Annotated in this window: 6 protein-coding genes; 1 reads left to right on the forward strand and 5 read right to left on the reverse strand. The window is 43.1% G+C overall.

Features of this window, described 5'->3' with window-relative positions; all coding sequences use genetic code 11:
* Window positions 1-265 precede the first annotated feature (265 nt).
* The 4 genes from Q0791_RS05565 to Q0791_RS05580 all read right to left on the reverse strand — a co-directional run bounded on the left by Q0791_RS05565 (window position 266) and on the right by Q0791_RS05580 (window position 13,846).
* Entirely contained in the window at window positions 266-805 is a 540-nt protein-coding gene (locus tag Q0791_RS05565) for a hypothetical protein (RefSeq protein WP_299003635.1), read from the reverse strand.
* Window positions 805-11,670, reverse strand: a complete 10,866-nt coding sequence (locus Q0791_RS05570) for an FG-GAP-like repeat-containing protein (RefSeq protein ID WP_299003637.1) — start codon at window positions 11,668-11,670, stop codon at window positions 805-807. The genes Q0791_RS05565 and Q0791_RS05570 overlap by 1 nt, the downstream gene beginning before the upstream one ends.
* A 1-nt stretch (window position 11,671) precedes the next feature.
* The gene (locus tag Q0791_RS05575) at window positions 11,672-13,141 is read right to left on the reverse strand and encodes a hypothetical protein (protein WP_299003639.1); all 1,470 of its coding nucleotides are present in this window, start codon (window positions 13,139-13,141) and stop codon (window positions 11,672-11,674) included.
* Between the two features lie 369 nt (window positions 13,142-13,510).
* On the reverse strand, window positions 13,511-13,846 hold the full coding sequence (locus Q0791_RS05580; RefSeq protein ID WP_299003641.1) for a hypothetical protein: 336 nt from the start codon (window positions 13,844-13,846) through the stop codon (window positions 13,511-13,513).
* A 292-nt stretch (window positions 13,847-14,138) separates the two neighbouring features.
* On the opposite strand from Q0791_RS05580, the gene Q0791_RS05585 reads away from it, so the two are divergent.
* Entirely contained in the window at window positions 14,139-15,836 is a 1,698-nt protein-coding gene (locus Q0791_RS05585) for a mechanosensitive ion channel family protein (RefSeq protein ID WP_299003643.1), read from the forward strand.
* A 60-nt stretch (window positions 15,837-15,896) separates the two neighbouring features.
* Here the strand turns inward: Q0791_RS05585 and Q0791_RS05590 are convergent, their stop codons facing one another.
* Complete coding sequence (locus Q0791_RS05590; protein WP_299003645.1) at window positions 15,897-16,766, reverse strand: MaoC/PaaZ C-terminal domain-containing protein; 870 nt, start codon at window positions 16,764-16,766, stop codon at window positions 15,897-15,899.
* Between the last annotated feature and the right edge of the window lie 128 nt (window positions 16,767-16,894).

Below are 16,894 nucleotides of genomic sequence, written 5' to 3' on the forward strand. Positions count from 1 at the left end.
TACCCACTAGGATCGGTGGCATTGAGCGGGTTATTGAGTACATAACTATAAGCATTGTAGTTTTGCAGATTTTATTAGTGGTGAGATGGCTGCACCACAAACGCGACTTAACTTTTACAATACCTGTCCATATAGCTCTTTTTTGGTCGAGACTTGCGCGTACCTATACCGCTGTATAGGTGAAACCTATGCGAGTCACCTCGGCAGAGCCGGGGGTTTACCGTTTATTTAATTAATCTTTCTTAATTAATCTTTATGATTTTTCTTAAGTTGAAAAGATTGTCTGCTTTTCAACTTTTTGCTTGAGAATAAAAGTTGTACTTTCTATACCTCTACCAACATCATAATAAATAGTTAAAGACAACTCTCCGTCAGTGTTTACAATTGACTTCAAGTCATCTTCGCCCTCTTCAAAAAGCTTCAAACCTTTATCAAATTCAAACAATTCATGCTCTGGAATACGAGTATCCAAAACCAATTCGCGATTAAAGCTTTGATTCTTTTCCCAACCATCGCCAACGACCACGGCGCGCTTAATATTTATAGATTTTCCAGCTTTATCAGAATATAAACCTAGCCAGACCACATAGCTGGTGTGGGTCACCTTATTTATATCAACGACAAGTAAAACATCATCCACTTTGAAATTATTTAGAGCACTGGCTCTAAAGTCAAAGTTCTTATAAAACTCTGCTGACTGCTCATGTTCGTACTTAATAATTTTTGCTGTCTTACAAGCTGACAACCCAAAAACAGTCAGTACAAACAAAACTAATCCAAATACTATTTTTACACGGATATACACTAATTTGCTCCTCTTACGTTACCACCCACCCCATATGGAGCAACATCTAAAACCATGTGCCCAAAACCTTTGCCTGCATATACACCCCATCCACCTACGTCATACCACTTATCAGGGACAGGTGCAGGATTAACATAATTATACGTACCAACATATTTGGGATCAGTCACTAGGCTTAGCGTATCACCGTTGAAAACTGCTTCACGACCATCAGGGTGAATAAACTTCAATTCCGGTTTACCTACACCGTTATCGTGAAAAATAGATTGATCCGTGGACAGCAAAGTCCACTCTGAGCCTTGACCTGTCGCTTGTTCATAATTGGGTAAGTTACCGTTACGTGCATCGCGTCCTTCAAAATGCCAGCTAGTTGCCTTTTTCCACAATCCTTTAAAGAATCCATCTCCCTTTCGCACACTTTCCCCAGTCTGATTCAACAAATACTGCATGGCAGCCATTCTTGCACCATTGGAAAACTTCCCTCCACTGAGCGCGGAGGCGGTACCGCCAATGGCGGCTGAAATGATAGTGCCACGGACAATTTCACGGGTTTTTAAGTTGGCACCGCCGGGTAAAAAGGCACCGCCCGCGCCTTTGGTGACCCCTGCTGAGATGAAACCATGGCCAAACTTACCTCCCATGAGCTCGGCAGAAATGCCGCCGACCATAGCATGAGCGCCGATTTGCGCCACCACTTGCCCTGAGGTTAACATGTTACCACCAAAACTGACCATAGAATCGATCATCGCTTGTTCAGCGGCAGCATTTCCAGCATCAACAATATCAGCAATATTCAAATCCGATGCAGTGCCAAATTGCTCACCAATCCCTTGCAAGGCATAGCCTGCGGCGGCACTGATCGCCCCCACTTTAAATCCCGCTGTTAAGCTGCCTGTGGCCACAAAGGTACTCATGCCATTATGAAGGGCCGCGCACCACACCTGACAGCCAGGCACAAAATTTAATACTGTGCTGACCACCATATTAAGATACGGGATACTGTTCATAAATTCATGCACCGCCCACATACCTGTGATTTTCATCACGCCTTTGAGCAACTTCTTAAAAAAGTACCCACTAGGATCGGTGGCATTGAGCGGGTTATTGAGTACATAACTATAAGCATTATAGTTTTGCAAATTACCGGGAGACTGCACCACAGGATCGGCTTGCAGCATACGCCCGAGCGCGGCGTCATACATGCGGCCATTCATGTGAATGATGCGCTTGTCGCCATCGATATCCACGGGCTCGTGGCCAGTATAGCCCCGCGTATTGGCGGATATTTCTGCCAGTAATAGGGAGGATAATGCGCTGCGCTCATAATGGGCGATGCGCTCACTCTCAGTAGGGACAATTTCAGTTTGCTGACCAAAGACGTCATAACTGAAGCGCTTGACTAACTCGCCGCTGTCATTGGTGATGGCAATGATGGATCCTAGATGATCTTTATACAACCAGCGCAGCATTGCATTGCCATTGCTGTAATAGGTTTGCATGGCATCGCCTAAGTAGCGCTTAATGTAAGTTTGCGGTTCGCTAGCACTTATATTACTTGCATTCATGCTGCTGGCATTGGGATCAGCGGCTTTAATGGTGAGCTCTAAGTTACCCACATAAAAAATAGTGCCTGTACTGTCGACCCGCTTAAAACGCTTATTGTTAGCATCATAGCTAAAATAAGTGTTCTTATCGCCCACACGAATGTGGGTGGCTTTATTACGACCACTGTAAGTGAATTCACGCCATGCACTGCCGTCTTTTTTACCCCAGATTTGATTACCGTTAGCATCGTAACCAAAGGTTTCCGTAGCCTCACCTGCTTTTGAGCGACTAAACACGGCATGCAAGGGATGATTACTGTTAGGACTGTTATAACCTAACTCCCAGCCGTCTTTTTCGATCAAATTGCCATTGTTATTATAGCGATACTGCTCCACACCATTGACATGGGTAATGCGGTTAAGCTCATCGTACTGAAAATCTTGCTTACTCGATGCCGCCAGCAGCCTTGAGGTTAAATTATTAAGACTGTCAAAGCTGTAGCTGTCAGTTTGAATATGATTACCACTGCTAATGCCATTTAAACGCTTGGCATCATCATAGCTTAATGTCATGGTTCGATGACCTTTAAGGTATTCGGTCAATGAACCCTTTTCATTAATATTGACAATTTCATGATAGATGCGCCCTGCACTACCCTCACGGGCTTCTTGCTGCTTTAACACTTGGTTGTGTTGATAAATTTTACGCAAACCACGAGCTTCAACAAAGCTGCCATCATTTTTACGGCGATAATCATCAAATTGTTGGAATACTCGGCCAAATTCATCGAACTGGGTATGTTGAATGACACAGCGACTGGCAATGGGATCAAAAAGGGCATCGCCTGTGATACGCAGATCATTGCTTGCGGTATTAAAACTGACATTAGCGGCGCAATCATTGGTGCCATCTAAGTTAGTCAAACTGGCGACACTGCGGCCTAAATGATCATAATAAAAATGCCGTTGCCAACTGCCGGTGCGCTCACTGAGTAACCTGTGTTTATTGTTGCCTGTACCATAGATCCAAAACATCTGCTCTGAGGCCACATTCCGAGTACCTGTGATTTTTTGCTCCACTTTACGGCCAAGATTATCGTAATAAATGTCGGTCACGACGCCGCGAGCATCGGTTTGCTGTGTTAGCTGACCTAAGGCGTTGTACTCATAAGTCCAATGACCCCTATTTTCATCTTGCATCGACACCTTGCGGCCTAAGTTATCGTAGGTAATACGGCTTAAAATAATGTCATCGACATCGGAATGCACGGTTTCCAGGGCGCCAAAGACATCATAGGTATAAGTTAGAGTATTACCTTGCTCGTCGGTCACTTGATACTCTTCACCAAGGGCATTATAAGTGGTAGTTTTGGTTTGCACGCCCCCTGGAATGTCACCGGATAAGGTATTGGTTTGCACGCGGCCATAGGTACTTTGGCTAGTGGTGATGCCCGTATTATCATCCACGCTAGAGACCACTCTATCCAGTGCATCATAAGTACTAGTAACCGCCTCTAAGCCGGGTTCAGTAACCGAGATTACTCGACCATATTTATCATGGGTTTGCTCTTTGCTGTGCCAGCTACCTAGTACATTGAGGCTAGATTCTTTATAGCCTCTGCCTGTTTGATCCATATATTGCTTTTTAAGCACAGTACCATTAATAGCGGTTTCCACCATGCTATAGCAATAACCCACGGCTTCATCACAGGCTTTATTGAGCTTAGTTTGCTGAGCGCCAGACGGACTGTAACTGGCGACCTCGGCACCAAAAGCATCGAAAACCGCAAGTGATTCTACACCATCGACATTACTTGCCTTTGTTGCTTGCCCAAGTGCATTTCGTGTAAGTACTTTAAACTCAAGAATGCCATTTTGATGGGTTTCAGTAATATAACGACCCTCATTATCGAATGTTGTGCTGCTGGTACGAGACAGCGCCTTTTCACACATGGCATCGTTATGCACCGTTTTTTGAGTGGCATTACCATAAGCATCGTAAAGGTAATCTGTGATGAGTTTAGTGCTGCAGTTACCCTCGGGCTCAATCACTTCTCGCTTAAGCATGCCGTTATCATCATACTCAAAGCGACTGGTGCGAAGGGCGCTTTTATCACCTCGGCTATGGGTGACGTTCGCCACACTTAAACGACCAAAACGCTGTTCAAAATCACTGCTGCCATAAATATTGCTGTTTTCAAGACGTGACAAACTGTTTGACTTAAGCGTGTCATTAATGGCGGTATGACGACTGCCTATGTCACCTGCATGGCTTAAGTTTTCATCCATTTCGACAAATAAATCTGCATCACTGGCTTCATAGTGTCCTGTTTTACTGCTGAGCACATTGGCATACTCATCTTGTATTGTGAGCATTTGCTGGCAATTATAACTACTCACATTCACACTCAAGCCCGTTATGGTATCCACATTGGCTTGGCAGTCTCGGCTTTCTTGCTGGTATACCTGATATTGAGTATAACCTTGCTCTAAAGCTTGGGTTTGACTGACATAGCGATTCTCCGCCATTGAGATCACAGTACCCGCCGATTTTTTAGTGGTTTTTAACGGCATGCCCATAAAGGGGAAAACTTGAGCATATTGCGTTTCAGTGGTAAAGCTGATGCCGTCTTTTTCCATTTCAGTTTCAATGGATGCAAAGCCTAGATTACCGCGGCCAAATTGGGCGCGTGCGCCATGATAGCTGTAATCAACCTTTACCGTACCATTGTCAGTTTGAGTGGGTGCATCTGTGGTGACGGATTTCACTAACGTCCCAGCCCCTGCAATATTCATCACTCTAAAGGCGTCATCTTGGGTTGACATTCCCTCGGGTAAACCACTGGCTTTAGAATAAAGTGCAGGCTCTGCCATAGAAGCATATTCGATATGCGTCTCTATGCCCGTCCCTGTTACCACAGATGACAAAAGACCCGAATGCTTGACGCGGCTACCACCGTGGTAGAGTTTTAAGGATTGGTTCGCCTGCCCCTTATTCTTGCTGTGCATATACAGAAAATCCAGCAAACCATCGTTGTCGGCATCGGTAAAGAAACCGTACTCCACTTTGCCCGATGTCTCCTCAGGTGGCGAGAAGGTCCAATCACTGAGAGGCTGTGCAATACGCTTAAAGCCTCCACTAACAAGGCGTAATGTCAGCATCTCTAAAATCGACTCATTATGACTCCACTCATAGCGATACCATTTTTTGTCAGATTCATCATGAAATATCAGCTCTATTTGCCCATCACCGTCAATATCAACCACCATAGGCGCAATGGATGAGGATAAATTGGCATTATTTTCAAAGTCATCGCCTTTAACAAACTCTTTTCCAGTATTTAAGTGGTATTGCCAACGCTTAGTGTCTTTGTTGTACACCACAATGTCGGTCAAACCATCGCCATTAACATCCATTGGAAGAGCATGCTTACCTTTGATACTAATCTTGTCATAGGCTTTGGCGGTGTAATGTTGGTAGCCACAATCCAGCTCCTCACTACCATAACGCCCTGAATACCTTTTACAAACTGGATCTGTCGATACCATGATGTCAGTATTGGTGGTAAAGAAATACAAGTTCTTGTTTTCTTTGCCCCACACCAAAATATCCGCCAAACCGTCTTGGTTCACATCACTGCTTTGCCAGCCCGACTCGATATGCGGCGAAAAACCAGACTGATTTTCAAGGGCAATCCCCATAGGGGCTAAATAAGCCTGCTGCGCCTTGTCCCATACTCGCACAAATATTTCTGCGCCAGTTATGTCGTCTTTATCATTAGTTTCGATAAGATCGTTATAGCCGTCCCCATTAAAGTCCATGGGTTTAATGTTGACGCCCATGCTCGTATCCCCTTGCAATGGAGGCAAAGACTGGGCTGCGAGCGTGCCATTGGCTAAGGTATTAAACTGGCGCCAAATGCCATCGGGTTTATCGTTATCGGTATTGACTAAAAAGTTTATCAGGCCGTCGCCATCAGGATCTGTGGGCACCAAGCGGGCACTGGTTTTTACATCATCATAAATGTCAAATGTGCGGCACGAGATCTCAGGATCCTCTGTGCTGCCCAAACACAGTTTGGCCTGAGTGGATGTTACGTGAGTTAAAGTGACAAGCTCAGTGATCCCATCGTTGTTCGCATCCAGCACTAACGCTAAGCGTAAATGATCCCCCTCAGATGTAGGTACAGCATTTCGCCAAGATGTGTCAAATTCGTCTTGGGTAAACACATCACGGTAATTAAATTCCACCGGCTGCTTACAAACATTCGCTAGACCGCATTCTGTGATACTGGTTAATTGTCTTTGACCGATATCATTGTTATTAAAGCTCAATTGATAACTTCGAATAAGGGTATTCTCATGAGAGTACACCTTCACTTTGGATAACTGCGCTTTTTGTTCTAAGCGCTCTCCTTTAATGTAGGCACTGCTTCTGATTGCGCCCCATTCGGTGTAATCGAGCTCAACACGATTGCCGCTGTAGCTTATTTGAGAGAGCACCTTTTCATTTTTCCCTTGCTCGTCATAGGTATAATCAATTTGATTACTGCTTTGACGTAAATTATCTTGGGAATAGGCAATCAACCAAGAGTGGGTCAAAATTTGATTGTTTTTTGCCGCTAAGGTTAGTGCCACTTTACTGTTTGAACTGGCACCGTATACAGACAAGCTATTATCTTTTGCTTCCACCTCAAAGGAATCATCACTTTGGTAAGTGATCACTCTCTGACTGTCTATCTCTGTCACATAAGTGGAACCCGGCTGGCCTTGCTCACCAGATTTAAGTAATAAACGTTGACCGTCGAGACAAAAATTGTCTTGCTCATCAAACTCAACGGGCCTGACAACGCCATCAAGCAAGCGGGTACTACCACAACGGCTGATCGCCGACACACCTTGTAGATCCCAGCCCATGCCCGCAATGCCTTCACGGCCTTGACTGTTATAGGCTAAACCTAATGACGGTTTCACTCCGGCTATACCCGTTGGCAAACTCAAAGGCAGACTATAAGTGGCAGCACCTGACTCGTTGACTCTAAACGCCCCTGAGGTTAAACCCAATTCTGCCGACCTATTAATTTCATCTTGCGTCGGCACTAAAAACTCCGCCACAGACTCAGGGGCGGCCAAGGGCTGAATAGACGCTTCGACAATGCTATCGCCCACTTCAACAGCCACTTCATTTGACCATTGGCTACAAATTTGCGCGTGCATACAAGCTTGTACTTGATATTCATAGCGCCCGGATGCTTTGACTAAACCCAATTGCGTATTGGCATGATTATTTGAGACTAAGGTGGCTGGTTGACCATTAACGCTTTGCGTGATGCGGTAAAAAATCGTTTCACCGGCTCTTGTCGGTGCAATCGCTTGCCAGTCTAAGGTAAAGTCGCCTAGTGTAGGCTCAGATGCACTCAGTAGCGGCCTGCCTAATAATAGATCTTCAGGATCGAGTGGATTAAAGCCTAATTCAATTTCCACACTATCAATAATGCCATCGCCGTCGGAATCACTGTTTTGATTGCAGTTACATTGATCGTAAAATACGCTTGTGACTAGTGAAACCACATTTTCACTGTAAGCTACATACTCATGACTTTGCACTAATGCATAGGCCACTTCACTGCGGGGCACACCGGTTAATAATAAATCCGTCCACTGACTGCGGCTCAAATCGCCCGCTTGGTCTTTATCCGGTTCTGATGGAAATAAAAAGGCAAATAGACTGTCCACAAATTCCGCTGGCGTTTGCGATAGTGCAAAACGCTCAATGCCTTTATTTGAGGTTAAAAATGCGGCGGTTATTTCGTTGGTATCGATACCTGAATCATAAGCATAAGCAAAAAAAGTCAGCTCGGCGCGAGTGGGCGCACGGCCTAATAGTCCATAGAAAAGACCTGCAAAGCTTCGCAGCGGCACGTTAGCATCTTGTGGTATTTGCCAATCGGGTACATTTGATAGATTCATTTGCAGCAGAGAGCTGTCAATGTCTTGCCAGCGCAGTGCAAATGGCCCGATTTGATGACGATTGATAATGTGTAATTGATCGTCTTGGGTGGTGACATGCAAATCACCATTACTGAAAATTTGCGGCGCTTGCTTGACACCTTCAAGCAGTGGATACATGAAATGCTCTTCACCTGTATCGGCATCGAGGGCATACAAGCCGCTGACATCATTGCCGCTATGATTGGCATCAATCACAGTATTGTTTGCCACTACGCCCACATAGAGTAGCTGCTGCAGCGTATTATTTTGATAAGGATTCGCCTCAGTAAATAAGGTGGCCTTGGCATGGATTTCACCGCGCAGTCGTGTTTGCCAGAGTATATTGGTCAAGTAATCTAACTTATACAGGTATCGGTTAGTGGCGCCGATATAAACCACATCATTAGCATTCACATCTTTGTCTAATGTGGGGGCGGCAGTAATACTGACATTTTCAGGTGTGCCAACAGGCAAAGTAAACGGCCAACGATTTAAGTTTTGCCCGTCTTTTAATGCGTGTACCGATTGCCCTGAACTCACATACACCACACCATCACTGCTAACGGTAGGACTGGCATGAATTAAGTCAATACTGGCTCTATCGCTACTGCCTTGCGCGGTAAACTCAATGGTAGCATTGCCAATAAGCGTGTTAACTTCTAGGCGTAATCCACCATTTTCAAGGCCTTTAACAAGGCGTGACGTGGCCCGTAATCGGTACTTATGCTTGCCATCCCCCGTTTGTTGATAAACAGGTAGACTAAGGGTTTCGCCCGTATTACGCAGTTGAACATTTGCAGTCTCTATGCCTTGTAGACCTAAGCCTTCAAAGATAATTTCACCATGGGAAGTATTATTAATGGCTGCAACAAACTCAGCCTTATGCAAATAAGGCACTTGATGATTCACAGTAATGATTTGCCCTGCTTCACAGACATTGTCACTATTACAGGCAGTCACGCGGTAACTGACATCGCCCGCCTCAAGGCCTTCCACGCTGACATTAGGCACCGTGATATTTGAAATAAGCAGCTGAGTATTGGTGCCAGAATATAAGGTTTGCCAAGGTTTACTGGTATCGACTTGACCACTTTGGCGCTCTAGTTTAAAGCTTCTGGCCCCTTTATTATTATTAATCCACTGCAATTGATAAGGATTATTTTGAGTCAGTGACAAATTGGGCGAAAAGCGGGTTAGTCCTGGCACATAATCGGGCACGGCTAACGTGACTTGAGCGCATTGAGGACCAAAACCAATCGGGCCTGGGCCATTGGTATTTTTTGCTTGGGCGCAATAACAATATTGGCCATTATCCTCATAGCTTTTCATTACAGTGTAGCTAGGAACTGAGGTCGTGCCTAAGTGGCTGCCAGTTTGCGCTTGAGTGGGACAGGTTCGGTACTCATGCCAGAGATATGCTGTACTATGCGCAACGGGGGTGGCCGAAAGTGCTATGCGGCCATCGATATTGGTGCTGCCTGCACTATGACTGACAATGGGCGCCACTCTAGGTGGATGAGTTAAATCAACCGGATAAGCAATAGGTTGCGACCAGACTTCCAATCCCTCACTATCGATAAGCTTAAATTGAAAAATCGGCTTACTGACATCTGGTAAGGCGTATTCAAATGAAAATTCTTCGCTATTATTCACATCTGTGATGATTTGCTTTTCATCCTCATTAACATACAAGGCAATGCTGCTAATGGTGATATTAGCCGTGTTCAGTTTGTTATACTTTCCCGACACTGTGGCCATGACGCCCGGAATATTCGGGGTAGCGGTGATCTCAGGCGGTTCAAGCGTATAATGACCAAAAAGATTAGCTTTATAACTTTCATATTTGGTATTAACACCATCGAATGCTAAAGCATAAAACAGCTTTTCTTCGGCCTTAAAGACATCGCTGTCTAATAAAAAGTCTTTAACTTCACATAAGGTTTCATCTGACGAGCTTGGTTCACAGTGCTTAATTTTATTAACGCAGCCCGATTCATTGATAACAGTCCCTTTAGGTGCATAACACAACTTCAGGTATTTAAGGTTGCTATCAACCGCTGTGGCCGTAAAAGTTACCTTGCCGCCTAAGTGAAAACTCTCCGGAGTAATAAAAGTGACCACTGGCGGCGCATCGACGGTCAGTGAATGCGCCTGAGACTTAACCGTCGTAGCGATACCATCGGAGACTTCTGCCCATAAGGTATATACACCCGATTGAGTAAACTTTTTCGTATATTCACAAGAGGCAGTACTGCCCTTATTGATTAATTTACACTGATCTTTGCTATTTGAAGCGTCATCAATAATACCCTTACAATTGGATGTGGAGCCATTCGTTGAATAACACCATTTGATGCTATCTATTCGCTTATCCTCTTGTATATTATTGTCTTTTGCTTTGGCGCTTAATGTTACACTTTGATTAAGACCAATAATGGATTGGCTTATATTCGTCTCAGTAAAGGTTGGCGCCACATTGGACTCAGTCACTTTGATAGTGGCAGACTTCTCTGCCTTTAAGTTCATTTTATCGGTCGCAATAGCCTTTATGCTATGAGAGCCGAGACTCGCCACTTTCTCTGGATGGGTGATCTTAAAGATACATTTTTGTTTCTTTGTATTATTACTTGAACAGGATTGACGCCTCGCACTCCAGCCACTAGGCACAGTGACTTTTAAGTCGCCATCAAGCTTGCCTTCATTATCATCCACAGTGACAGTAACCGTCGCAGTGTCACCTAACTTGACAGAAAGTGATGAGGGTGAAAGAGTGACAACAGGATCCTTATCTTTATAAAAATTAATATTTTTTCTTGAAAAATGAAATGTATTCCTTACTTGATAAGGCCCATCATTAATATTATATTCAACCTTTTTAATCATACTGTAAAGTATTTGATACTCACCAAAGGTATTATTAAATAATGTACCATCTAACTTTAATATATCTTTATTTGGTGCGCTCTTTGAAATAGAAGTCGCTTTTATTAGTGTTCCATTTGGTTTGCATAATGTCACAACAATATTCTTTATTGTTGTTTTAATATCCCCTCCTGCATGAGATGACTCTAATTCACTAAGCTCAAGATTCCAAAATTTCGTAGTTTTATCTTTTCCTTCTAGTACATTAACTGTCTCATCTTGATTAAACGCATATTCAGACTCTAAGCCGGGAGCACCTACATCATTACAGCTGTTCACAGCAAAAGCATTTGATGACAATAATAAGCAAATAAGACCCATTATTTTAACCATCATCGAATTGATAGATACCATCGCAGTGTTAATCCCTGCACTCAAGATGTGTTGAATTAATGCCTGATATTTCATATTAGCGTGCCTCATCCTGAGCTAGAGCTTTAGTCCATTTAATGGCTAATGTATTATTGGTTTTATTGCTAGTATTGGTATTGATATTGGTATTGGTGTTGATATTTGTAGCGGATGCCTTGTCTGTCTCATTAGTGCTCATCAAGCTAAAAAATGCCGTCGCTTTTTGCAGTAAATTACTAATGCTAGATTGAGATGATGGGATCTCTATAGCCATCACATTATCGAGTTGAGTGCGTAAGATCAGACTGTTTTTTACTTTATCAGCCACAGGAGGCGTGAGTATAGTATCCCCTTCTGTTAAAGGCACTTTGGCGTGGTAACGGTAACCGTTTATATCGGACTGCCCACTGTTATTCCAATTAACATTCAAGTCTGTACTCACTTCATATAAGTGACCCTGAATATCAAAACTAAAGAGACGCCCATTAACTATTACAGGCCCGGCAACCATACTATTTAACGCATTTGGACTATCGGGCTCTTTGGTGAGGCACTGCATGTCAGTGCCATCGATATGAATACGGCAAATTTCCCCACTGCCATCAAGGCTCGCCACACCAAAATATAAATATTCTGTTTGATGCGCATCAGTCAGTTGCAATATGGGCTGATTCGCCACCATACCATTAAGCGCTTGGGTCCATATCAACTCGCCAGAGTCACTGACGCGAGACAGTTTATTGTCATGCTGAGGGACGATATGTAAATTATCGCCGTCGGTTAGGGTCATTGATAAGAGTGCTCGCTCAATGGGCAACATAGTTTCATTGTTATTCAGCACCAGCGCCAGTAAAGGTTGAGTATAAGTGTCTGGCTGAGCTTGGGCTTGAAAATCAGGCATAACAGCGGCTGGCGATACTGTGAGGGTTTGTTGATAAGTATTTTCAAAGCCTGTCGCCGTTAAAGTGAATTCTGTTATTTGGTTGATATAAAAATTTTGCTGACCTTTGTTTAAGTAACTTTTAAAGCGATGGCCTTGATTGCTCGTGATCTTAAGCTCAGTGGCTGATGACACATTCCAAGCAAGGCTGATCCTTTGGCCACGTTCTACAGCATGATAGGAGCTGCTAAAACGGCTTATCATCACATCACCATCTACAGTATTATTGACAGTTTGCCAGTCAGAGCAACCGTATTGATCACAGGCACTGACTCTAAATTGAGGGCCATTATTCTGTGAAGTTTGATATTGATGAGTTAGAATATTATCAGAAAGTAAAACCCACTCCCCATCGACCCAATGCTCTAACTTAAAACGTTGGCCACTACTGGGATCCCAAGCTAATAAATAATTGGATTCGGTTTGCATCATTGACAATGTAATAGGAGCGGCGGGCTGCCTATCGATAGGGATCATGACAGTGATGTCACCCACGCCAATGGGGGCATAGGCTTGCTCAAAGATTTCAGCATGAGCACTGACACTTAAAAAAAGTACAAAAAAAGTACAAATCCATTGTTTAGCCATAACAACCCACTCAAATATCCATTTAAATTCATTTTTTGAGCGGCACAATCTACATATAAACCAAAATAAAATCAACACCCTCATAACAAAATGAAAACAATAAAACCTAAAAAATACAATTTTAAGGTTTTATTTGAACGAATAGATACTTTGAGCGGGTTAGATTTTGGCTATTTTGGAAATGAGTGATGGAATTGGTATTACAAGAAAGGCGCTTATATAAAATCAACGAAGAGTTTTATCCGCAATCCGCAAAGCGTTTTTGCTCAAGCAATTGAATTAGCGCAATACTGATCATCAAAAATGAAAAAAGCACTTCAAGGAGAAGCGCTTAAACGAAATGGACTATCTATCTCTCAAGATCTGGTCTTAACGATACTTTCTTAAATGCTCGTCGTTATTTACTTCAGGCGCCATGGGTGCCTCAATGACTTTTAAGTGATCCATTAGATGTGACACCAATAGAGTGATGATAGATAAAATCGACACGGGAATAGCAATGGCCTTATATTCAGGTGCCCAGTAATAAGTGGCCAGCGCTGATGCGCCGACATAAAACCCCATGATTTTTAACCGCGTTAATATGGGATTGCGACCTAGCCATGCTTCACAAAGCGGGCACTGAATTTGCGCCTTGAGGCCCTTGCCTCTATGGTTTTCAACTTTAGCGACATTAAAAGCTTGATGACAATGGGTGCATAACACGGCAGCGACTCTCTCTTTATCTCTTTGTCTCTTTATCTCTCTTTATCTCTCTTTATTTAGAGATTGAAAGGGATTGAAAGGGATTGAATGGCATTGAATGCACTTTTGCATCAAACTCAGCCATAAAAAATGACCCATGAGTATAGCAAAAATGACACTAAAGGGTTACTGCTATTATCGCCTTCACTCTCGCTTTCACTTCATTCTACTATTTACGTCTAAAATGATTGTACCCACTCTACTCACTAAGTGATGCTTCAAGATGCTTAGGCATCGACATAGGAACCATTTTATGCAAGGAAATCACGCATTTTTTCTCACTCATTTTTGCCTCTTTTGTCTAATGACTTTCTGTGTTGCTAGTGTTGCTGGCCTTCCTGTATCGGCAGCCCCCAAGAATGCATCCACGCCTTCAGTAGATACTAAACACCTTATTGCCAGCCTCGATAACATTCAAAGTGTCATTGACAGAGATATTCGCCGCTTAGCCCATGCCAAAGGCGAAATGAAAGCCATTATTCAATACCGTATTAAAGAGTACTCCATATTAATGCATGAGCAAATTCAACAACTCATGAACACTGATACCTTTGATAACACTCGCCTCGTGCCTTATGTCAAAGAGCATGTGAGCTTTATTAATCGCATTGATAATTTTTTTAAGCGAGAACATACGCGCATTAATCAAGCCTTAGGCGGAAGCAGTGATGCAGCCCTGATGGCTGAACTTGCCCAAATCGATAAGCAAAGAGACAGATTATACCGCTTTAAATGGGAAGCCCTTGGCTGGGCGAAAGCCTTAAACCTGAATGTCGAGCAACAGCAACAAGATTTAATGACTCAGTTAACCCTTCGCGCAGATGAGCTCAATAGTGTTATTCGTTATACCCAAGATAAGTTAGCCATTGCACTGAATAATGAGACTTCAAACAACAAGAGCACAGCCAATGACACTCCAAATACTGCCAAGCTATTAATGTTAAATAAAGCCTTAAACCAATATTCAACTCGCCTTGCTGATTTAATTGTATTGCTTGACGAACTAAAACAAGATACCACCGAGCTGAAACAAACCTTATTTGAGGTCTCAGGGAACATCACCCAAGATATTCTAAACTTAGATGTGGCCAGTCATTTACTGGAGGAATGGATACTGTCCAGTAAAAACCAATTAGTGGAGCATGGGCCCAGTATCAGCTTTAAATTAGTGGTGTTCATTCTAATCTTATTGTTTTTTTATGCCTTAGGAAAAATGATCCGTCGCTTAGTTAAAAAAACCGTAAGTAATTCAAGTTTAAACTTCAGCCAATTATTGCAGGAATTTTTTATTAATTTATCGGGTAAGCTGATTTTTCTCTTTGGTTTATTGTTTGCCTTATCCCAGCTGGGGATCCAAATGGCCCCCTTACTGGCCGGTTTTGGAATTGCTGGCATTATCATAGGTTTTGCCCTGCAAGATACCTTATCTAATTTCGCCTCAGGCATGATGATCCTCATTTATCGACCTTTTGATCTCGGTAATGCGGTTCGAACCGCAGGTGTGTCAGGCAAAGTCAGCCATATGAGCTTAGTATCAACGACGATCAACACCTTTGATAATCAGCGACTCATCATTCCCAACAATAAAATTTGGGGGGATATCATACATAACATCAGTGTTGAGACACACAGAAGAGTGGATATGACTTTTGGTATTGGCTATCGCGATGATATTGCCAAAGCTGAAGCATTACTTCATCAAATCATTGAGGCCCACTCAAAAGTTTTAGCAGAGCCTGAGCCCACTATAAAACTGCACACATTAAGTGACTCATCCATTGATTTTATTGTGAGACCTTGGGCAAACAGTGGTGATTATTGGGATGTGTACTGGGATGTGACTCGCGAAGTCAAACTCGCCTTTGACAAAGCAGGGATCAGTATTCCTTACCCGCAACGGGATGTGCATATATATACCGACAACGCTAGCCCTTTACCAAAAGCAGAATAAAAAAACGAAAAAAGGAGCAATATTGGCTCCTTTTTATTCGATGCTAACCAGCGAATGTTTTTATTCAATGAAATGAATTTCACCGGATAAATGTGGACGGCGACCTTTATGATCTCGCAGCTCAAAAACCAAGTTATCATCGTTTTTTTCCACATCAAAACTGACTTCCGAGGGCATAAACAAAGGTAGCTTAAACTCCACTTCGACCTTACAGGCACGATCGCCAATCTTCGGCATCATTTGCGCTATACAGCGCCCTTTAGACCACATACCATGAACCAGTCCTCGCTCAAAACCAAAACGTTTTGAGAAAAAAGGGTGTAAATGGATCAAATTATAATCGCCAGAGGCTTTAGCATAACGGCGACCAATATCTTCTGGTAAGCTCCAATTAACAGGTTGTGCCCAATTCATATCATTGGCTTTTGGCGGTCGAACTCGGCGCTTAGGCCCTTCTATTCGGTACAAATACGTCGACAAAGACTCCCAAACCAGCTCACCATCCACTTTCGCTTTTGACAAAAAGTCAAACTCTAAACCCGCATCGGTGACTTTGCTGCTCACCACTGCACATTCAATGTCATAACCTTCATCAATGCTCAGAGCGCGATATTGTGTGATACTGTTTTTTAAATGAATAATACCTAATAAAGGAAAGGTAATGCCTTCATGGGTAAAAATACTCGCGTGTAAACGAAAAGACACCACATACAAATAGGTTAACGGCAACGTCTTTCCATCGAACTCAAAGCCGCAGACTTTAGCGTAACGCGCTACTTTGCTTTTTGCTAATTTAACTTGCTTTGTCGCTACCGAGATATGAGGCAGAGGCTGTTCATCCCACCCAGGTTTTCGCACGAAAAAGATCTTGCGATAAAGGGAAAGTAATGACGGAACGCATTTTAAATCAACACGATATTCTTTATTCAAACTAAGCTAACCTTTAAAATAAACTAACTACGTTGCACATATTCAGCCGCGTACTATACCTCAAAGCTCACTCACAGCCCACTCAATTTCATTACAGCTATTAATAACTAACCTAATTTTGATGCAAA

Origin of the sequence: uncultured Shewanella sp., from assembly GCF_947495455.1 — a bacterium.
In the GTDB taxonomy this organism is placed as follows: domain Bacteria; phylum Pseudomonadota; class Gammaproteobacteria; order Enterobacterales; family Shewanellaceae; genus Shewanella.